Raw genomic sequence first — 19,708 nt, 5'->3', positions numbered from 1 at the left:
CCCGCAACAGCTGCCGCGGGCAGCGAAAAACCGGCTTACTGGGTGGCGAACTGGATCTTGTGGAGTCCGGCGTAGAGTCCCTCGGCCGACAGCAGTTCGGCGTGGGTGCCATGCTCCGCCACCCGGCCGTGGTCGAGCACCACGATACGATCGGCGTTCTCGATGGTGGACAGGCGGTGCGCGATCACCAGCGTGGTACGGCCGACCATCAATGCCTCCAGCGCGGCCTGGACCTGGCGCTCGGACTCCGAGTCGAGTGCCGAGGTCGCTTCGTCCAGGATCAGGATCGGCGCGTCCTTGTAAAGAGCACGCGCGATCGCCATCCGCTGGCGCTGGCCGCCGGAGAGCTTCATGCCGTTGTCGCCGATATTGGTATCGAGCCCTTGCGGCAGGCCCTTGACCACATCGGTCAGGTAGGCGGCGGCCAGCGCGCGCTCGACGCGCGCCATATCGATGTCCGCCGCGGGATGCACGCCATAGGCAACATTGGCGGCCACGGTGTCATTGAACAGCACCACCTCCTGGCTGACAAAAGCGATCTGGCGACGCAGGTCTTGCAACGAGAACGCGTCGATCGTCTTGCCGTCCAGCAGGATGCGGCCCTCAGTCGGGTCGAAGAAGCGCGGCACCAGGTTGACCAGCGTGGTCTTGCCGCTGCCCGACGGCCCCACCAGCGCCACCACCTCGCCGGCGCTGACGTTGAAGTGGATGTTGTCCAGCGCCGGACGGGCGGCATCGCCGTAGCGGAAGCCCACCTTCTCGAATACCAGCTCGCCACGCGCACGCGCAAGCGGCAGCCCGCCGTTCTGCGGCTCGACCGGCTCATCGATCAGGCCGAAGATCATCTCGGCCGCGGTCAGGCCGCGCTGCAGCGGCTGGTTCAGGTCGGTCAGGTGCTTGAGCGGCGAGACCAGCAGCAGCATCGCCATCACAAAGCCGGTGAAGCTGCCCACCGTGGTGTGGTTGGTCTGCGACTGGATCATCGCGATGGTGAGGATGACCGACAGCGCCAGCGCCGCCAGGAATGCCGTGACGGGCTGGTTCAGCCCGCCCGCCACTGCCATGCGCATGGAATAGCCGCGCAGGCGCTCGGCCATGGCCGCGAAACGCGACGTCTCATACGCTTCGCCGCCATGCAGCTTGACCACCTTGTAGCCACCGGCGGCTTCCTCGACCACGTAGGCCGCGGTGTTGGTCAGCGCCTGGTGGTCGCGATTGAGGCGGCGCAGGCGGCGATTGACCTTGGCCATGACGAAGCCGATCACCGGCAGGATCACCGCCACCACCAGCGTCAGGCTCCAGTTGGTATAGAACAGGTAGACAAGCAGCGCCAACACGGTGAGCGAGTCGCGCACCAGGGTGATCAGCACGCCGGTCAGGATCTGCATGACCTGGTTGACTTCGAAGATCACCGCATTGATCAGCGACGCCGCGGTATTGCGATGGTAGAACAGCGCGGGCGCATGCAGCATGCGCTCGAACATCTGCATACGCATCTTCAGCAGCACCCGGTTGGAGATCAGGGCGAGCAGGTAGCCGGAAGCGAACTGCGCCACCCCGCGTACCAGTGCCACGCCAATCAGCAGCGCCGGCACGTGCCAGAGCTTGCCGGCATATGCGCCGCCGAAACCGTTGTCGAGCAGGTCATTGACGACCTTCGGCATGATCCCTTCGGCGCCCGCCACAGCCGCCATCGCGATGATGGCAACGATGAAGATGCGCATTTCCGGACGCAGGTATGACCAGACTCGCTTCAGGGTGTCGGCTTCCTGTGCCGGGGGGGCATTTTGTTCTTGGACTTTCACGGTTTCTCCACCCCGTCGGTCCGGGGATACTTTGCTTGTACTGCAGCCAGCCCGAGCAAGAGCCCGATCACGCCGGCATAGAAAACGATATTGGCCTGGTGGGCCATCGTGACCTGGGTCAGGCCGCCGATCAGGCTGGCCATGACGACCGCCAGCCCAGCCGCGGCGAGGCACTCGCCACGCTCGTCGCCCTGGCGGCGGCTCTGGCGCAAGAGCCCGAAGAACAGCCAGGCCGGCACCAGGAAAATCGACATGACGGCAATCAGGCCGGGCACGCCCATGGTAGCAAGCGCCTCCATCACGTCGTTGTGGGCATGCTCCAGGCAGAACTGGTGGCTGCGGCTGACCTGGCAGGCCGGCAGTGCCTGCGTCAGCTGGCGGAACTGGCTCAGGCCGATCCCGCTCCATGGATGCGCTTCGAACGCCTTGGCCGCCATTTGCCATATCAGCAGGCGCGCGCCGGTCGAGGTATCCGCATTGCCGGCCTCGAACTGCGCAACATCCTGGCCGACCAGGTCCACCCGCTTGGCGACCGGGCTGCCAGGCACCAGATAGAGCGCACCCGCTAACGCCGCCAGCAATGCCACCATGCCGATAAAGGCCGGCAGCCGGATACGGCGGTAGCGCACCGCGAGCAGCGGGACCATGGTCAGGGCCAGGGACAGCCAGGCGCCACGCGATCCGTTGAGGACCAGCACGACACCCGCCACCGCCAGCCCCCCCCATGCCAGCGCATGGTCGAGCCGGCGATGGCCCGGCCGCGCAAATCCGATCAGCCCGAACGCCGCCACCATATTGGCAAAGGCGATAGGCTGGGTCCACGCCGCCGGGCGGTCATCATGCAGCACCAGGAACTGGTACGCCACGATCAGCAGGCAGGACACCAGCGCCAGCGGAATCCCGTGCCAGAGCATGCGGCTGTCCGGGCGATGCCGCAGCACCGCCAGGCAGGTCAGCATGAGCAGCAGCACGCGCGTGGGGTTATCGATCGCGCTCCAGCGCAGGCCGAAGAGCAGCTTGGATGCGATGCACACCACAAGTACCGCTAGAATGGCTAGCCCGAGCGGGACCAGCAGGGAGCGATACTGCGCCATGGTCAGGCCCATGCCCCGCCAGCCCAGCAGCATGGCCAGCACCACCGCGCCAATGAAGATGCCCGCGCCGCGCGGTACGCTCAGCAGCAGCACAGGGAAAGCAAGGACCAGCCCGTTGGCCAGCCATGCCTGTTTGGTCGCACGAAACACCATAAGCAAACTCTATGAGAATCTCAGTCGTACTAATTACAAAAAACGAGGCACACAATATCCGGGAGTGCCTGGAAAGCGTGTCCTGGTGCGACCGCGCGATTATAGTGGATTCGGGTAGCCAGGACGGGACCGTCGAACTGGCCCGCAGCCTGGGTGCCGAGGTCTTCGAAACCGAGCACTGGCCGGGTTTCGGCGCCCAGAAAAACCTGGCGGTGTCGAAGGCGGACAGCGACTGGATCTTCTCCATCGACGCCGACGAACGGGTCACCCCCGAGCTGCGCGACGAGATCCTCGCGGCGATCGCGTCCGGCCAGGCCGACGCCTACGAGATGCCGCGCCTGTCGCGTTTCTGCGGCCGTTTTATCCGCCACGGCGGCTGGTATCCCGACTACGTCACACGGTTGTTCCGGCGCGGCCGCGCCCGCTTCACCGACGATCTCGTGCATGAACGCGTGATCTCCGACGGCCCCACCGGCAAGCTGAACACGCCGCTGTTGCATTACACCTACGACGACTTTTCGCAGGTGCTGCGCAAGATCGACCAATACTCCACCCTGGGCGCCCGGCAAGGCCTGGCGCGCGGCAAGACGGCCTCGCCCGCCAGCGCCGTGCTGCATGGCGCCTGGGCCTTCCTGCGGACCTACCTGCTGCGCCGCGGCTTTCTGGATGGCGCGCAAGGCCTCGGCGTGGCGCTGATGAACGGCCAGGCCAGCTACTACAAGTACATCAAGCTGTGGTACCTGCAGCAGCAGAAACGGCAGGAGCAGCCGCGGTAAGGACTGCCGCCCCCGCACCAGGGGCGCCCAGCAGATCGTCGACGCAAGCGCCGAAAGCTGCCGAGGTCGGGCCAAAGCCCATCTGCTCGATATGGACCGCCGCATAGGCCAGCAGCCGGGCACGCAGCGGCTCGTCCTCCAGCCCGCGGCGAATCGCCTCCGCCAGCGCGGGCACATCACCAACCGGCGTCAGCAGCCCGGCCTTGCCCTCGGCCAGGATCTCGCTCGGGCCCACCGGGCAATCGGTGCTCACCACGAACTGGCCGAGCGCCATGCCCTCCAGCAGCACATTCGGCAGTCCCTCCATCTTGGAGCTGAATGCCATCAGCCGCGCATGGTGGATCCAGGCATAGGGATTGGGCTGGAAGCCGGCAAAGCTGACGCGCTCGCTGATACCCAGCTCGCGCGCGAGCGCCTCAAGCCGGCCGCGTGAAGCGCCGTCGCCCACCAGCACCAGCCGCTCGCGCAAACCCGTGCCCCTGACCAGCGCCGCGTAGGCCCGCAGCAGCGTGGTGAAATCCTTCTGGCTCTCCTCCAACCGCCCCACCGAAACGATGTAGGGATGCGCCGGCGGGCTGAACGGTGCCTTGCCGAGCGCGCGAATGCGGTCGAGATCGGTGGCGTTGTAGAGGCGGATGAACTTGCCGGCCGCCTCGGGAATCAGCGCCCGCGCATCCGCCAGCATGGTGTCATTGAGCACGACGATGCGGTCATAGTGCTCGCGGCACTGGCGCCGCAGCTTGCGCAGCTTGCGGCGGTTCTCGCGCTCAAGGTGCGCCACGCTGAAATGCTGGTAGCCAATCATCGGCACCGGCAACCGCCCCGTCAGCCGCGACAGCGACATGTCGTAGTCGATCACCAGGTCATAGTCGCGCAGGATGCCGCGAAAGCGCCGGTTGACCAGCGGCTTGCGCAGCGGCGGCAACAGCACTTCCTCGTAGATCTTTCCAAGCGGGCCCAGCTTGCCCGCTTTCTTCAGTTGCCGGCAATGCGACAGCCAGGCTTCCGGCGCGAGGATGTGGAGCTTGACGTCCGGCGGCAACAGCGCGCGGAAATGGGTCTCCAGTGCTTCGGTCGGATAGGTCAGGGTCAGGCCTATCTCGAAGCGTTCGCGATCCAGCGAGGCGAGCAGCGACACCAGCGAGGTCTCGATGCCGCCGCGCAGGAAGTGGGTCAGGTGAAAGAGGATGCGTTGCTTGGCCATGCGGGGCTTGTGTGATCCATGGAATGACGGGATGGCAGCAATACCGATCAGGGCGGCGCAATGCCGTTGCCGCCCTGCCGGCAGCCCGGGTCAGCCGTACAGCATGCGAACGTTCTCGCCCGACAAGGCCGAGCGGAAGCTCGCGAGGGCATCCTCGGACGGCGTGACCAGCCATTGCCGGCCCAGCTCCGCCTCGCAGCGGGCACCGGTGGTGGCATAGCTGATGCGCACCGGCAAGCCAGGGCTGTTGGCCACCGTCGCCAGGTAGGGCGTGAGCAGTTCGCGCAACAGCTCGGTAGAGGCATTGCCATTGAAAGCCAGGCCGACCGCTTCGGCGTACTTGGCACGCGCCGCCACCAGGTCCATCACCGATTCGGCGGTGAAACGCACGCCGCCGGTAAAGGTGTCGTGGCGGGCGTTGCCTTGCACGATCACCATCTCGTCCTCGCGGAACATATGGCGGTTGGCGTCGAACAATTCGTTGAACACGGTCATCTCGACCTGCCCGGTGCCGTCGTCGAGCAAGACGATCAGCATCTTGCCGCGCTGCGTCATCTGGGTACGCATGCCGGTAATGACGCCGGCGATCACCTTGCCGCGCACATCGCGGCCATAGCCGCCGCCATTGCCCTGTACTTCCTTCTCCAGCCCGGCCAGCGTGCCTTTGAGGAAGCGGCCGACTTCGTCACGATAGGCATCGAACAGGTGCCCCGAGAAGTAATACCCCAGGGCCTGCTTTTCTTCCTGCAGCGTGCGCTTGGGGGGCCAGCGCGGCTCGTCGACCAGTTCGGGACGGTGCGATTCACCGGCGTCGGCCATCAGGTCGAACAGCGAGACCTGGTTGGCCGACTCGGCCTTCTGCTCGGCGGCCTCCATCGCGAGCGACACGGAGGCAAGCAACTGGCCGCGATTGTCATTGAGGCTGTCGAAGGCGCCGGCGCGGATCAGCGCCTCGATGGTGCGGCGGTTGACCTGGCGGCGGTCGACGCGCTCGCAGAAGTCGAACAGGTCGGTGAAGGGCTTTTCCTCGCGAGCACGCAGGATGTCTTCGATGGCGCCCTGCCCCGAGCCCTTGATGCCGCCCAGGCCGTAGCGGATCGTCCTGGCATCGGTCGGCGCGAAGCGGTATTCGCTGGCGTTGACGTCGGGCGGCAGCACCTTGAGGTGGTTGAGCTTGCAATCCTCGTGCAGGATCTTGACCTTGTCGGTGTCGTCCATGGCGAGCGACATATTGGCTGCCATGAATTCGGCCGGATGGTGCGCCTTGAGCCAGGCCGTGTAATAGGCCAGCAGCGCATAGGCGGCCGCGTGCGACTTGTTGAAGCCGTAGCCCGCGAACTTCTCCATCAGGTCGAAGGTGTCGTCGGCCTTCTCGGCGGTCAGGCCGTTCTTGGCCGCGCCCGCGCGGAACAGCTCGCGGTGCTGGGCCATTTCCTCGGCCTTCTTCTTACCCATGGCGCGGCGCAGCAAGTCGGCGCCGCCCAGCGAGTAGCCGCCGATGATCTGCGCCATCTGCATCACCTGCTCCTGGTAGACCATGATGCCGTAGGTCTCCTTGAGCACCGGCTCGACGCGCGGGTCCGGGTACTCCACCTTCTCGCGACCGTGCTTGCGCGCGCAGAAGCTGGGAATCAGGTCCATCGGGCCCGGGCGGTAGAGCGCCACCAGCGCGATGATGTCCTCGAAGCGGTCGGGCTTGGCGTCCTTCAGCATGCCCTGCATGCCGCGGCTTTCCAGCTGGAACACGGCTACCGTGTTGGCCGTCTTGAGGATGTCGAAGGCGGGGCCATCGTCGAGCGGAATGTGGCTGCAGTTCCAGTCCGCCCTGGTCGGATCGAGCCGGCGGATATAGCGTTCAGCCCAGTCCAGGATGGTCAGCGTGGTCAGGCCCAAGAAGTCGAACTTGACCAGGCCTGCCGCTTCCACGTCGTCCTTGTCGTACTGGCTGACCACGCCGCTCATGCCGTCGTTCTGCGCGCCCTGGGTATAGAGCGGGCAGAAATCGGTCAGCTTGCCTGGCGCGATCAGCACGCCGCCGGCGTGCATGCCGACGTTGCGCGTCATGCCTTCCACGCGCTGCGCCAGCTCCAGCAACTGGCGCACTTCTTCTTCGTTCTTCTCACGCTCGGTCAGGAGCGGCTCTTCCTTCTTGGCTTCCTCGATGGTGACGAGCTTGCCCGGCTTGAACGGAATCAGCTTGGCGATGCCGTCGACGAAACCGTAGCCCAGGTCGAGCACGCGGCCCACGTCGCGCACCGCGGCCTTGGCGGCCATGGTGCCGAAAGTCGCGATCTGCGAGACGGCTGCGTGTCCGTACTTCTCCTTCACGTAAGTGATCACGCGATCACGGCCGTGCTGGCAGAAGTCGATGTCGAAGTCGGGCATCGAAACCCGTTCCGGGTTCAGGAAACGTTCGAACAGCAGCGCGTATTTGAGCGGGTCCAGGTCGGTGATGCCGAGCGCATAGGCCACCAGCGAACCGGCGCCGGAGCCGCGCCCCGGCCCTACCGGCACGCCATTGTTCTTGGCCCAGTTGATAAAGTCCGCCACGATCAGGAAGTAGCCGGGGAAGCCCATCTTGATGATGGTGCCGGTCTCGAACTCCAGGCGGGCGTAGTACTCGGGGCGCTTTGCCTCGCGTACAGCCTCGTCGGGGAACAGCACCGCCATGCGCTTTTCCAGGCCTTCCTTGGCCAGGTGCACGAGGTAGTCGTCGAGCGACATGCCGTCGGGCGTGGGGAACAGCGGCAGGCGCGGCTTGCCCAGTTCCAGCGTGAGGTTGCAGCGGCGCGCGATCTGTACCGCGTTTTCCAGCGCGGACGGGATGTCGGCGAACAGCGCGCACATCTCGTCCTGGGACTTGAAATACTGGTCGGTGGTGAAACGCCGCGTGCGGCGCGGATTGGCCAGCAGTTCGCCTTCGGCGATGCAGGTGCGGGCCTCGTGCGCGGTGAAGTCGTCGGCGGTCATGAACTGCACCGGATGCGTTGCCACCACCGGCAGGCGCATTTTGGACGCCAACTGCACCGCCTGCTGCACATAGGCATCGGTGCCGGGCTGGCCGGCACGCTGCAGTTCAATGTAGAAACGCTGCGGGAAGACCTTGGCCCAGTGCGCCGCGGCTTGTGCCGCTACCGCCTCATTGCCATTGGCCAGCGCCACGCCGATATCACCGCCCATCGCACCGGAAAGCGCGATCATGCCGGTGGCCAGCGGCAAGCCCTCTTCACCGGCCTCGTCAAACCAGGCCGGATCGATCTCGGCGCGGCCGCGGTACTGGTTCGACAGCCATGCGCGCGACAGCAGCACGCACAGGTTGAGGTAGCCGCGCCGGTCCTGGACCAGCAGCAGCAGCCGCGTGGGCTTGTCGCGATCGTCGGCGTTGGTCAGCCAGACGTCGGCGCCGACCACGGGCTTGACGCCGCCGCCGCGCGCTTCCTTGTAGAAGCGGATCAGGCCGAAGGCGTTGGCCAGGTCGGTCAGGGCGAGCGCGCCCATGCCATCGGCGGCGGCGGCCTCGACGGCGTCCTCAAGACGCACGATGCCATCGACGACGGAGTATTCGGAATGGAGACGGAGATGAACGAAGCGAGGTGCAGACATGGGCGTAATTGTACCGGCTCGGCATGCCCTCGCCCGCCTTCTTTGCACCACGGACCGCACGGCAAGACCAACCCGGCTGCTCGGAAAAGACCGGCACGAGGCCTTCAAGGCGCTATAATTTCGCCTTTCCAATCAGGCAGTTACCGCGCGGTCACAATGCGCGGGCCGGGCGTGCGCCACCTATGCAGATCGTAAACATCTCCGCTTACAAATTCGTCACGCTGGACGATATCCCGGCTTTGCGCCCGGAAATGCGCGCGCGCTGCGAAGCCCACGGGCTCAAGGGCACCATCCTGCTCGCGCCGGAAGGCATCAACCTGTTCCTGGCCGGCGTGCGCGAAGCCATAGACGGCTTCCTGGGATGGCTCCACGCCGACCCGCGTTTTGCCGACATCGCGCCCAAGGAGAGCCTGTCGGAGAACCAGCCCTTCAAGCGCATGCTGGTGCGCGAGAAGAAGGAAATCATCACCATGAAGATGCCGCTGATCCGCCCCGAGGCAGGGCGCGCGCCTGCGGTACGGCCCGTGGAGCTCAAGCGCTGGCTGGACCAGGGCCATGACGACGCTGGCCGCCCGGTGGTGATGCTCGATACACGCAATGCATTCGAGGTCGCGGTCGGCACCTTCGAGCAAGCGGTCGACTACGACATTGCCAAGTTCAGCGACTTCCCGCCGGCCATCGCGGCACACAAGGCGGAGTTCGAGGGCAAGACCATCGTGTCGTTCTGCACCGGTGGCATCCGCTGCGAGAAAGCCGCCATCCACATGCAGGAGGCCGGCATCGAGCACGTCTACCAGCTCGAAGGCGGTATCCTGAAGTATTTCGAGGAAGTGGGCGGCAGCCACTATCAGGGCGACTGCTTCGTCTTCGATTACCGCACCGCGCTCAACCCGAGCCTGGAGCCCGCCGGACCGAAGCAGTGCTTCGCCTGCCGCGCCGTGGTCACCGCCGAGGAGCAGCAAAGCCCGCACTATGTGGTGGGCAAGAGCTGCCCGCACTGCATCGGGCAAGACCAGGCCGCCGCGGCCTGAGATCGCTCCCTGTACGGCTGCCCGATGGCGATCAGGCAGCCAGCAGATGGTAGAGGTTGCGAAGCATGCCGGCGGTGGCGCCCCAGATAAAGCGGTGGCCGCCGTCTTCGCGCGGGAAGGGCATGGCGTAGAACAGGCGCTCGCCGTCCACCCAGCGGAACAGACGCTGCTGGTGATGGGAAGGGTCCATCAGGAACCCCAGTGGCACCTCGAAGACATCGGCGACCTCGCGCGCATCGGGGCGCAGCGTGAAACCGTCGCGCACCAGGCCCACCACCGGGCTGACATGGAAACCGGTGCCCGTGATGTAGTCGGGCAGAGCGCCCAGCACCTCCACATAGTCGCGCACCAATCCAACTTCTTCTTCGGTTTCACGCAACGCCGTGGCAACACGGTCGATATCAAAGGCTTCGTGCCGGCCGCCCGGGAAACTGATCTGCCCGGCGTGCGAACTCAGGTTGGCATTGCGCTCGGTCAGCAGCACGGTCAGCCCGTCGCCCCGCTCAACCAGAGGCACCAGCACGGCCGCGTCGCGCAGCTTGAGGCTGCGATCGTAGGCACGCGATTCGTCAGTCAGCTCGGGCGCCCACGCCGGAGGCGACTGCAGCCGGTGGCGAATGAACTCGGGCTGCAGGCGCGCATCCGCAAGCGGCGGATGCCGGATATCGGTTGCGACGATGGGGAGGGATTCGGGATCGAAGGCAGGACGCATAATCGTTGTGAGTATGACAGAAGGCGGCCAAGCCGTTCTTCATGCACCGCAGCAAAATATCGTGCGCAGACGCAAAAAGGGCACCCGAAGGTGCCCTTTTTGCGCAGCCACGACCGGCAGAACCGATCGTGGCGACAGCGGCTTACTCCGCAGCAGCAGCCTTGGCCGGTGCCGACTTGTATGCCAGCTTTTCCTTGATCCGCGCGGACTTGCCCGAACGCTGACGCAGGTAGTACAGCTTGGCGCGGCGGACGTCGCCACGGCGCTTCACTTCGATCGCTGCGATCAGCGGCGAGTACAGCTGGAACGTACGTTCCACGCCTTCACCCGACGAAATCTTGCGCACGATGAAGGACGAATTCAGGCCGCGATTGCGCTTGGCAATCACCACGCCTTCATAAGCCTGCACGCGCTTGCGGCTACCTTCCACCACGTTCACGCTGACGATCACGGTGTCGCCGGGTGCGAATGCGGGGATGGTCTTGTTCGCGGTCAGGCGCGCGATTTCGTCTTTCTCGATCAGCTCGATGATGTTCATCGTTTTTTCTCCTTGTCCATCATGCCGACGTTGTATGCCCCAGGCATGGCCTGGGCCCCGGCAGAGGATGGGGTTTCACCTGGCGGGAGCGAACTCCCGCCCTTCTTTCGCCAGCCAGGCCGACAGGAATTTCTCGTCGGCCCGGCTCAGCAACCCTTGGCTGCGCGCTGCCTCGATCAGATCGGGGCGCTTCTTCGCAGTATTCGCGAGCGCCTGCTGGCGCCGCCACTTCTCGATCTCGGCATGATGGCCCCCGAGCAGTATCTCGGGCACCCGCACACCTTCGTATTCTTCCGGCCGCGTATAGTGCGGACAGTCCAGCAGCCCATTGACGAAGCTGTCCTGAACCGCCGACTGGGCATCGCCCAGCACGCCCGGCAAATGCCTGACGACCGCGTCGATTACGGCCATGGCCGGCAACTCGCCCCCCGACAGCACGAAATCGCCGAGGCTGATTTCCTCATCCACGCGCCGCTCGATCAATCGCTGGTCGATGGCTTCGTATCGGCCACAAAGCAGCACAAGGCCGGGACGCTGCGCCAGCGACATCACCTTCTGATGCGTCAGGGGCGCGCCTTGCGGCGACATCAGCACCACATGCGGCTTCACCGGCTCGCCCGGCACATCCGCGGCGGCTTGCGCCGCCAGTTGCGCCGCACATGCCGCGCCGATTGCATCTTCCAGTGGCTTGGCCAGCATTACCATGCCAGGACCGCCGCCGTACGGGCGATCATCGATCGTACGGTAGTTGTCGCTGGTGAAATCGCGCGGATTCCAGGTGCGCAGCGTATAACGCTGCTGCTTGGCCGCCCGGCTGGTGATACCCCAGTCGGTCAGCGCACGGAACATCTCGGGAAATAGCGTGATCACATCGAACTGCATCCGCCCCTCCCTATACTTGCCCACCCGGCCGCCGCCAGCCGAGCGTCCGTTGCCGGACCGCTCAGTAGTCCAGGCCCCAGTCGACCACCACGCGTCTGGCCGAAATATCGACCGAGCGCAGGAATGCGTCGACAAAGGGGATCAGGCGCTCGCTTGCCTTGCCGTCAGGCAAGGTATGCGCTACCTGCAGGATCTGGTGCGCGCCGTTGTCGATCAGGCCGGACACTTCGCCCAGCGACTCGCCCTGCTCATTGAACACGGCGCAGCCGATCAGATCGACCCAGTAAAATTCGTTTTCATCCGGCGCGGGGAAATCCTCGCGACGAATCCAGACACGGCGACCCTTGAGCGCTTCCGAGTGGTTGCGGTCGGACACGCCGTTCGCCTGGGCCACCACGGTACCGCTATGCTCACGGGATTGCACGACCTTCACGCACAATGCCTCCGATGCCACGGCATCGGCCGCGCCCACCAGGCCTGTCGGCGGAGCTTTCAGCAGCCACCAGCGGCGCGCATGCAACAGCGCGCTCGCATCGTCGGCATGCGGCTGGACCTTGATCCAGCCCCGAATGCCGTAAGCCGCACTGACGTAACCAACCTCGATCAGGTCGTCCGGCAGCTTATCGGTATATGCCAGCGCAGCCGGAAACCCAGCTACGCCCTGCGGCTTGAGACTCGCCTTTTCCTGCACACCGGCCTTGGGCCGGGCCGAGGACTCGAGCGGCACATTGAGCGGCCGCCGCGCCGGGACGCCTTGCTTGCGTTCTGTCACGTGTCGTTTGCCACGCGTCGCGAAACGCGCGTCACAACAATCAGGCTACGGCCTTGGCGGCGTTCTGCTTGACCAGACGGGCAACCGTCGGCGACAGCTGTGCGCCCACGCCTTGCCAGTAGGTCAGGCGGTCTTGCACCAGGCGCAGGCCTTCTTCGCTTGCCGAAGCCAGGGGATTGTAGAAGCCGATACGCTCGATGAAGCGGCCATCGCGACGATTGCGCGAGTCTGCCGCGACGATATTGAAGAAGGGGCGCTTCTTGCTGCCACCGCGAGCCAGACGGATTACGACCATGGTTTGATTCCTCAGAAAACTTGATGTTCGAACACGAAACGCAAGAGTATAGACCAAATCCCGAGCCCAAACAAACACTTAGAGCGATTGACTCGACACCTGGCTACAGGCATCGTGGCGAAAACCCCGACAGGAGATCTTGCCGTGCGTTCCCACCTTCACATTCGCGCCTTCCGCGCACTGCTTGCAGCCACTTTCGCCGCGGCTGCCTGGTTCGGTCCCGATACAAGCGCGGCCACGGCCCTGCCGCTGGAGCAGATCCAGCTGCCGCCGGGGTTCCGCATCGACGTGCTGAGCCAGGATGTGCCGGAAGCACGGGGCATGACCATGTCACCGGCCGGCACCCTCTTTATCGGCAGCCTTGGCCAAGGCAAGGTCTATGCAATCAGCAACGCGCTGGCGCCTGACCCGAGGGTAAGGGCAATCGCCACCGGCCTGACCATGCCGGTAGGCGTGGCCTTCCGCGACGGCGCCCTTTATGCATCCTCGGTCTCGCGCATCGTCAGGCTCGATGACATCGAAGCCCGGCTCGACACCCCGCCAAAGCCGGTCGTGGTGAGCGATCGCTTCCCCTCCGAAACCCACCACGGCTGGAAGTTCATCGCCTTTGGTCCGGATGGCTATCTGTATATTCCGGTCGGTGCGCCCTGCAATATCTGCAAGCCTGACGAAAACCGCTACGCCAATATCATGAAGATGAAGCCCGACGGCTCCGACCTGCAGGTAGTAGCCAGGGGCGTGCGCAATTCGGTGGGCTTTGACTGGCACCCGGTCACGCGCCAGCTGTGGTTCACGGACAATGGGCGCGATCAGCTGGGAGACGATGTGCCAGACGACGAACTCAACCGCCTGACCCGTGCCGGCCAGCATTTTGGCTATCCATACTGCCACGCCGGCAGCGTTGCCGACCCTGAGTTCGGCAAGCAGCGCAACTGCTCGGAGTTCGAGCCACCGGCCGCAAAGCTGGGCGCGCATGTCGCCTCGCTCGGGATGCGCTTCTATACCGGCTCACAGTTTCCCGCCGAATACCGGAACAATATTTTCATTGCCGAGCACGGCAGTTGGAACCGTAGCGCGAAGGTCGGCTACCGCATTGTCCGGGTAGTGGTGAACGAGAATGGCCAGGCAGCACGCCAGGAAGTCTTCGCGCAAGGCTGGCTGCAAGACGGCAAAGCCTGGGGCCGGCCGGCCGATGTCCTGGTCGCCCCGGATGGTTCGCTGCTTGTCAGCGACGACACGGCGGGCGCCATTTACCGTATCCGCTACGCGCCGTGAGCCGTTGAAACGCCACTCCCCGCATAGCCCGCAGGCAAGCCGCGAAACGTACCGGTGGAGGCGAAACAATCCGTTACACCAGTAACGGCTTTTGCATATGCGTCCCGAAGGCCCGTGCGTACCATGAACCCATATCTCGAACAACTCACCGCGCGACAGGATACTGGGATTCCGCATGCTCCCCCGCACCTTCCTGCGCGACTCGGTGGCTGGCATCCTGTTGGCCGTTTCAGTGCTCGGCCTTAATGCTGTCAGCCATGCGCAGGTCGCGTTTTGGCAACACAGCCGGCCCGAAGGCCGGACCGCGGGCAATGGTAACGCGCGCGGCCAGGGTGGCTGGGAGATGGCCAGCGTACGCGCCGAACGGCAAGACCATGTGCGCGCCCAGATCGAAAGAATGGAAGCCCGAGCCCGCGCTGATGACCGCCTTAACGGCCGCCCCTTGCCTCCCCAGGAGCGCGATGATGAGCGCGGCCGCCCAGCCGATCGCAACGCGCAAGGCGACAACGCGCGCGGCGAGCAGCGCGGTCCCGGCACCGGCCCCGGCTGGCAGGCGCGGGGACGCGACGGCGGCCGTTAGGTCCGCCTGACACCTGCATCCCCCCCGCCTGTTTGCCCTCCAAACGGCGGGATCCGCCTCGCTTTCCTGTACCCCCTTCCTCCCGGCTGTGCCGCGCACGGAACTCCCGTGTGCTTCGCCGTCCGACCCGCATCGCACCCGGCCTTCCCGCGCCTGCGCCCGAGGCCAGCGTACAATGAGCGCCGGTGCCGGCTTGACTGGCATTGATCTGATCTTGCGCCGGTCGCCCCCTGGCCGGCCATCAACCTAGTTGCCGCCTCATGCCTGCCGCTACCCAAGTTCCAGCCGCCACCGCATTCGTCAAGCCGCTTCGGGGCAAGTCCAAACTGCTCACGGTCGCGCTTGCCTTCCTGTTCGGCAGCTTGGGCTTGCATCGCTTCTACCTGGGTGGTTTGCGCGACAAGTTTGCGTGGGCTCACCTGCTGGCGGCCCTGGCCGGGGTCATCGGCGTCATTTCGATACAGACTGGCGCCGGCACGCCGGCCCTGAACTGGACCTTTGCCATCGCCGGTGGCACGTCGGTGATCAGCGCCTTCCTGGCGGCCATCGTGTATGGCCTGCGCCCGGACGATAAATGGGATGCCCGCTTCAATCCCCATGGCAAGCCGACCCGGTCTGGCTGGCCGGTCGTGATCCTGGTTATCCTGTCGCTGCTGATCGGAACCGGCCTGCTGATGGCCGGCCTGGCCATCAGTTTCCAGACCTTCTTCGAATCCCAGGTCGAAGCCGCTCGCGCCCTTTCGCAGTAATTGGCAGTTCCAAGGCCCAGGGGCCCAGGCGCCATGCACTTCGACCTGCTGGATATCGCGGTGTTCGTGCGCGCGGCGGCGCTGGGCAGCCTGTCGGCGGCGGCGCGCGATCTCGGGCTGTCCACGTCATCGGCCAGCAGCCGCCTGGCGCTACTCGAACAAAAGCTCGGCACGCGGCTGCTGCACCGGACCACGCGGCGCATTTCGCTGACCGGAGACGGCCAACGCTTTCTTGTGCATGCCGGGCAATTGCTCGACACGGCCGACCAGGCCGCGCAGTCGGTAGGCCGGGGGGCGGAAGCACCACACGGAATACTGCGCGTCACGGTGCCCGCATCCTTCGGCCGCCAGCACGTCTCTCCGGCCATCCCAGCCTTCCTTGCCGCCTACCCCGGCCTGACGCTGGACCTACGGCTGACGGATCAGGTGATCGGCCTGGTGGAGGCCGGGGTGGACGTGGCGCTGCGCATGGGTGCCCTGCCCGACTCATCGCTGGTGGCCCGCCCGCTTGCCCCGAGCCATCGCGCCATTTGCGCCTCGCCCGCCTACCTTGCCGCCCATGGCACGCCACGGCACCCGGAGGACCTGCGCAACCACAATTGCATCGTGCTTGGCGACCAGGCCTCCTGGCAGTTCGACACGGCGCTGGGCAAGACCGCGATCGCCGTCAGCGGCAATCTCCGCACGGACAACGGCGAGGTCATCCGGGATGCGATCCTGGCTGGCATGGGACTCGCGCTCAAATCCACCTGGGATGTCGGCCCCTACCTGCGCAGTGGAGCGCTAGTCAACGTGCTGCCCGATTATCCGGTGCTGCCGTCGGTATCGATCTGGGCGGTCTACCCGAGCCGCCGGCAGGTGCCGGCAAAAACCCGCGCCTTTACCGATTTCTTTGCGGCGCGCTTCGGCTCCCCGCCCTACTGGGACCGCCCCGAGGCGGCACCGCCTGCCTGACTGGCGTGGCTCCCGCACGGCAAAACACACCTTGGCTGTTTTTGCGAAGTGCTGCAGCAGGAATAACCCATTGCAGAGCCGCCGTCCCGCACGGACCCCGTCGTGCATGATTCGCCGAATCTTCTGCTTCCGGGGACATCCACCCTTTACTCCTTGCCGGTTGGCCGGCGAACACTGTATATTTATACAGTATCAACCGTAGCCGCAGGACTGCAACCGTGACGACCCGACCTCCCTCCTCCAGCCCGCTCAAAGGCCGGGCGGCGCGCTCGAACAACGTCAGCCGTTTCGATGCATGGACCCGCGAACGGGTCGACGAAGAGCCGCGAGCCATCGATGAGCCAGAGACATCCCAGATCCAAACCATTGTCTTCACGGAGAAGGCGAAACGCATCGTCTCGCGCAACCAGTCGCCGGACCTGCCCTTTGACGCTTCCATCAATCCTTACCGAGGATGCGAGCACGGTTGCATCTACTGTTATGCCAGACCCAGCCATGCCTATCTGGGACTTTCGCCGGGCCTCGACTTCGAAACCCGCCTGTACGCGAAGGAGAACGCCGCCGAACTGCTCCAGGCCGAACTAGGCAGCCGCGGCTACACGCCATCGGTCATCGCGCTGGGCGCCAATACCGACCCTTACCAGCCCATCGAACGCAAACTCCGCATCACACGGGGCATACTGGAAGTGCTGGAACGGTTCAACCATCCGGTGGCCATCACGACCAAGTCGGGGGTTGTCACGCGCGACATCGACATCCTCCAGCGCATGGCGGCCAGGAACCTGGTCCGGGTCCATATGTCCGTCACATCGCTCAATAATGAGATAGCCCGCACGCTGGAACCGCGGGCGAGCGCGCCGGCGCGTCGCATCGCAGCCATCGCGTCGCTGAGTGAGGCCGGGATTCCCGTGGGCGTGATGGTGGCGCCCGTCATCCCAAGCCTGACCGACCCGGAAATGGAGTCCATCCTGGAGGCGGGTGCCAACGCTGGCGCGAAGACAGCCGCCTATATCCTGTTGCGGCTGCCGCGCGAGGTAGCGGATCTGTTTTCCGAGTGGCTGGCCACCTACCATCCGCTGCGCGCCCGGCATGTCCAGAGCCTGATCGCGCAGATGCGGGGAGGCCAGGCCTACGACTCCAGCTTCGGCACGCGCATGACAGGTACCGGCATTTTTGCCGAACTGCTGCGCAAGCGTTTCAAGCTGGCCTGCCAGCGCCATGGGCTAAACGCCGAACGCCACCCCCTGACTACCGAACATTTCTCAAGGGCCGGTGCAACGCCGCAGATGTCATTGTTCTAGACAGATGCCGGCAGGGTCTCAGGCGTGCGGCGCCTTCTCGTCGACCGCGATCGCCAGCGTCTCCTTGATCTCCTCCATCACCACGTAGCTCTTGGACTGCGCGGCGCCGGGCAACTGCAGCAGGATGTCGCCCAGCAGCCGGCGATACTCGCCGATCTCGCGGATGCGGGCCTTGATCAGATAGTCGAAATCGCCCGAGACAAGGTGACACTCCAGCACCTCGGGAATGCGCGACACCTCGCGGCGGAACTGCTCGAACATATTGCCCGACTTGTTGCCAAGCGAAATCTCCACGAACACCAGCAGGCCACTGCCAAGCAGCACGGGATTCAGGCGGGCGTAGTAGCCCATGATGACGCCGTCGCGCTCCATGCGCTTGACCCGCTCGATGCACGGCGTGATGGTCAGGCCAACCGCTTCCGCCAGCTCTTTCATCGACATGCGGCCGTCCGCCTGGAGCAAGGCCAGGATCTTGCGGTCCAGCCGGTCCAGGCTGCGCACGGGCTGGCGACTTGTTCTCATTAGTTCTTCCTGTTTCCGTGAAAATTACGATAACTATGACTGCACATATTTCAATAGTATAGAGATAAATACTCTATCCACACTATTTCTTGGTTGTGAGCCCCCGACTATGCGCGTTCTCGTTCTTGGCAGTGGCGTAATTGGCGTGACCAGCGCCTGGTACCTGGCCCGTGCCGGCCATGATGTCACCGTGATCGACCGCGAGGCCGCGCCCGCGCTTGGCACCAGTTTTGCCAATGCAGGCCAGATCTCGCCGGGTTACGCGTCGCCGTGGGCAGCGCCTGGCGTGCCGCTCAAAGCCATCAAATGGATGTTCCAGGAGCACGCGCCGCTCACCATTCGCCCGGACGGCTCGCTGTTCCAGCTGCAGTGGATGTGGCAAATGCTGATGAACTGTACCGCCGACCGCTATGCCGTCAACAAGGAACGCATGGTGCGGCTGGCCGAGTACAGCCGAGACTGCATCCGCACCCTGCGAGCCGATACCGGCATCGCCTACGAAGGCCGCCAGCAAGGCACCCTGCAGATCTTCCGCACCGACGAGCAGCTCGACGGCGCGGCCAAGGACATTGCGGTGCTGGAGCAAGCCGGCGTGCCCTACCAGTTGCTATCGCGCGAAGAACTNNCGCGCGAAGACCCCGCCGCCGGCGAGCCAGCCCTGGCCGCCGTCAGCCACAAGCTGAGCGGCGGCCTGCGGCTACCCAACGATGAAACCGGCGACTGCCAGCTGTTCACCCAGAAACTGGCGGCGATGGCCGAAGGCCTGGGCGTGCAGTTCCAATACAACCGCTCCATCGACGGCCTGCTGACCCGGGGCGATGCCGTCACCGGCGCCATGATCGGCGGCGAGCCCGTCACGGCGGACCTGGTGGTGGTGGCCCTGGGCAGCTGGTCGACGCCGTTCGTGAAGAACTTCCTGCCGGGCCTGTCGAACCTCCCGGTCTATCCGCTCAAGGGCTTCTCCCTGACGGTGCCGATGACCGATGCGGACCGCAGCCCCGTCTCCACGGTGCTCGACGAAACCTACAAGGTTGCGATCACGCGCTTCGACGATCGCATTCGCGTCGGCGGCATGGCCCAGATCGTCGGCTACGACCGCACACTCGACCCGGCCAAGCGCCGCACCCTGGAACATGTGGTGACCGACCTGTTCCCCGGCGCCGGCGACGTCAGCCGCGCCAGCTTCTGGACCGGTTTGCGCCCGATGACGCCGGACGGCACGCCCATCGTCGGCCCCACGCCGCTCAAGGGTCTCTGGCTCAATACCGGCCATGGCACGCTGGGCTGGACCATGGCCTGCGGTTCGGGCAAGTTGTTGTCGGACCTGGTGTCCGGCACTTCACCGGCGATCCGCGCCGACGACCTCTCGGTCGCGCGTTACCTCAAGCGCCCGGGAACTCGCGCCGCGCACCGTCCTGCGGTGGCCTGATCCGCCAGAACTGAAAAGGGCGGCCCCGCGGGG

The 19,708-nt window shown here is 65.1% G+C and carries 18 protein-coding genes and 1 pseudogene; 9 read left to right on the top strand and 10 right to left on the bottom strand.

From position 1 onward, the window contains the following. Nucleotides 1-35: 35 nt before the first annotated feature. The gene (gene msbA / locus CF70_RS01310; protein WP_035859405.1) at nucleotides 36-1,805 is read right to left on the bottom strand and encodes a lipid A export permease/ATP-binding protein MsbA; all 1,770 of its coding nucleotides are present in this window, start codon (nucleotides 1,803-1,805) and stop codon (nucleotides 36-38) included. Continuing rightward, nucleotides 1,802-3,052 carry an O-antigen ligase family protein gene (locus CF70_RS01305; protein ID WP_035859403.1) on the bottom strand — a complete coding sequence of 417 codons (1,251 nt, stop codon included), beginning with the start codon at nucleotides 3,050-3,052 and terminating at the stop codon, nucleotides 1,802-1,804. Before CF70_RS01305 ends, msbA begins: the two co-directional genes overlap by 4 nt. A gap of 11 nt (nucleotides 3,053-3,063) precedes the next feature. Here CF70_RS01305 and CF70_RS01300 point away from each other — a divergent pair, with 11 nt between their 5' ends. Then, nucleotides 3,064-3,828: a glycosyltransferase family 2 protein gene (locus CF70_RS01300; protein ID WP_035859401.1), complete on the top strand. Its 765-nt coding sequence runs from the start codon at nucleotides 3,064-3,066 to the stop codon at nucleotides 3,826-3,828. Here CF70_RS01300 and CF70_RS01295 read toward each other — a convergent pair. Both CF70_RS01295 and dnaE read right to left on the bottom strand, forming a co-directional pair. Beyond that, a complete protein-coding gene (locus tag CF70_RS01295; RefSeq protein WP_035859399.1) occupies nucleotides 3,779-5,032 on the bottom strand; it encodes a glycosyltransferase in 1,254 nt (417 codons plus the stop codon). The genes CF70_RS01300 and CF70_RS01295 overlap by 50 nt on opposite strands. Nucleotides 5,033-5,122: 90 nt before the next feature. Beyond that, nucleotides 5,123-8,635 carry a DNA polymerase III subunit alpha gene (gene dnaE, locus CF70_RS01290; RefSeq protein ID WP_035859397.1) on the bottom strand — a complete coding sequence of 1,171 codons (3,513 nt, stop codon included), beginning with the start codon at nucleotides 8,633-8,635 and terminating at the stop codon, nucleotides 5,123-5,125. 182 nt (nucleotides 8,636-8,817) lie between these two features. Here dnaE and CF70_RS01285 point away from each other — a divergent pair, with 182 nt between their 5' ends. After that, the gene (locus CF70_RS01285) at nucleotides 8,818-9,666 is read left to right on the top strand and encodes a sulfurtransferase (RefSeq protein WP_035859395.1); all 849 of its coding nucleotides are present in this window, start codon (nucleotides 8,818-8,820) and stop codon (nucleotides 9,664-9,666) included. 31 nt (nucleotides 9,667-9,697) lie between these two features. On the opposite strand, the gene CF70_RS01280 is transcribed toward CF70_RS01285, so the two are convergent. The 5 genes from CF70_RS01280 to rpsP all read right to left on the bottom strand — a co-directional run bounded on the left by CF70_RS01280 (nucleotide 9,698) and on the right by rpsP (nucleotide 12,865). After that, nucleotides 9,698-10,378, bottom strand: coding sequence for an NUDIX hydrolase (locus CF70_RS01280; protein WP_035859393.1), 681 nt, complete (start codon nucleotides 10,376-10,378; stop codon nucleotides 9,698-9,700). A 142-nt stretch (nucleotides 10,379-10,520) separates the two neighbouring features. Beyond that, complete coding sequence (rplS, locus tag CF70_RS01275) at nucleotides 10,521-10,916, bottom strand: 50S ribosomal protein L19 (protein ID WP_035859392.1); 396 nt, start codon at nucleotides 10,914-10,916, stop codon at nucleotides 10,521-10,523. A 75-nt stretch (nucleotides 10,917-10,991) separates the two neighbouring features. Continuing rightward, nucleotides 10,992-11,798, bottom strand: a complete 807-nt coding sequence (trmD, locus tag CF70_RS01270; protein WP_035859390.1) for a tRNA (guanosine(37)-N1)-methyltransferase TrmD — start codon at nucleotides 11,796-11,798, stop codon at nucleotides 10,992-10,994. 61 nt (nucleotides 11,799-11,859) lie between these two features. Further along, complete coding sequence (gene rimM, locus CF70_RS01265) at nucleotides 11,860-12,489, bottom strand: ribosome maturation factor RimM (RefSeq protein ID WP_414629418.1); 630 nt, start codon at nucleotides 12,487-12,489, stop codon at nucleotides 11,860-11,862. Nucleotides 12,490-12,610: 121 nt separating this feature from the next. Continuing rightward, nucleotides 12,611-12,865, bottom strand: coding sequence for a 30S ribosomal protein S16 (gene rpsP, locus CF70_RS01260; RefSeq protein ID WP_035859381.1), 255 nt, complete (start codon nucleotides 12,863-12,865; stop codon nucleotides 12,611-12,613). 144 nt (nucleotides 12,866-13,009) lie between these two features. Between rpsP and CF70_RS01255 the strand changes: the two genes are divergently transcribed. From CF70_RS01255 to CF70_RS01235, 5 genes are all read left to right on the top strand, one after another. Then, on the top strand, nucleotides 13,010-14,140 hold the full coding sequence (locus CF70_RS01255) for a PQQ-dependent sugar dehydrogenase (RefSeq protein WP_035859380.1): 1,131 nt from the start codon (nucleotides 13,010-13,012) through the stop codon (nucleotides 14,138-14,140). A 175-nt stretch (nucleotides 14,141-14,315) separates the two neighbouring features. Beyond that, entirely contained in the window at nucleotides 14,316-14,720 is a 405-nt protein-coding gene (locus tag CF70_RS01250) for a hypothetical protein (RefSeq protein WP_035859379.1), read from the top strand. 260 nt (nucleotides 14,721-14,980) lie between these two features. Beyond that, nucleotides 14,981-15,469, top strand: a complete 489-nt coding sequence (locus tag CF70_RS01245) for an NINE protein (protein WP_035859378.1) — start codon at nucleotides 14,981-14,983, stop codon at nucleotides 15,467-15,469. Between the two features lie 33 nt (nucleotides 15,470-15,502). Further along, on the top strand, nucleotides 15,503-16,423 hold the full coding sequence (locus CF70_RS01240) for a LysR family transcriptional regulator (protein WP_035859377.1): 921 nt from the start codon (nucleotides 15,503-15,505) through the stop codon (nucleotides 16,421-16,423). A 218-nt stretch (nucleotides 16,424-16,641) separates the two neighbouring features. Further along, nucleotides 16,642-17,724: a PA0069 family radical SAM protein gene (locus tag CF70_RS01235; RefSeq protein ID WP_035859376.1), complete on the top strand. Its 1,083-nt coding sequence runs from the start codon at nucleotides 16,642-16,644 to the stop codon at nucleotides 17,722-17,724. Nucleotides 17,725-17,742: 18 nt separating this feature from the next. Here the strand turns inward: CF70_RS01235 and CF70_RS01230 are convergent, their stop codons facing one another. Continuing rightward, nucleotides 17,743-18,246, bottom strand: coding sequence for an Lrp/AsnC ligand binding domain-containing protein (locus CF70_RS01230; protein WP_035859375.1), 504 nt, complete (start codon nucleotides 18,244-18,246; stop codon nucleotides 17,743-17,745). Nucleotides 18,247-18,355: 109 nt separating this feature from the next. Between CF70_RS01230 and CF70_RS37250 the strand changes: the two are divergent. Together CF70_RS37250 and CF70_RS37245 are read left to right on the top strand one after the other, a co-directional pair. Continuing rightward, a pseudogene (locus tag CF70_RS37250) lies at nucleotides 18,356-18,870 on the top strand (FAD-dependent oxidoreductase); the annotation flags it as partial. 2 nt (nucleotides 18,871-18,872) lie between these two features. Next, a partial coding sequence (locus CF70_RS37245; RefSeq protein WP_235184845.1) for a D-amino acid dehydrogenase occupies nucleotides 18,873-19,675 on the top strand: 803 nt, incomplete at its 5' end. Between the last annotated feature and the right edge of the window lie 33 nt (nucleotides 19,676-19,708).

This window comes from Cupriavidus sp. SK-3, assembly GCF_000611145.1.
Lineage (GTDB): Bacteria > Pseudomonadota > Gammaproteobacteria > Burkholderiales > Burkholderiaceae > Cupriavidus.
The sequence above is the reverse complement of the archived record's forward strand: the minus strand, read 5'-3'. Positions and strand labels throughout refer to the sequence as shown.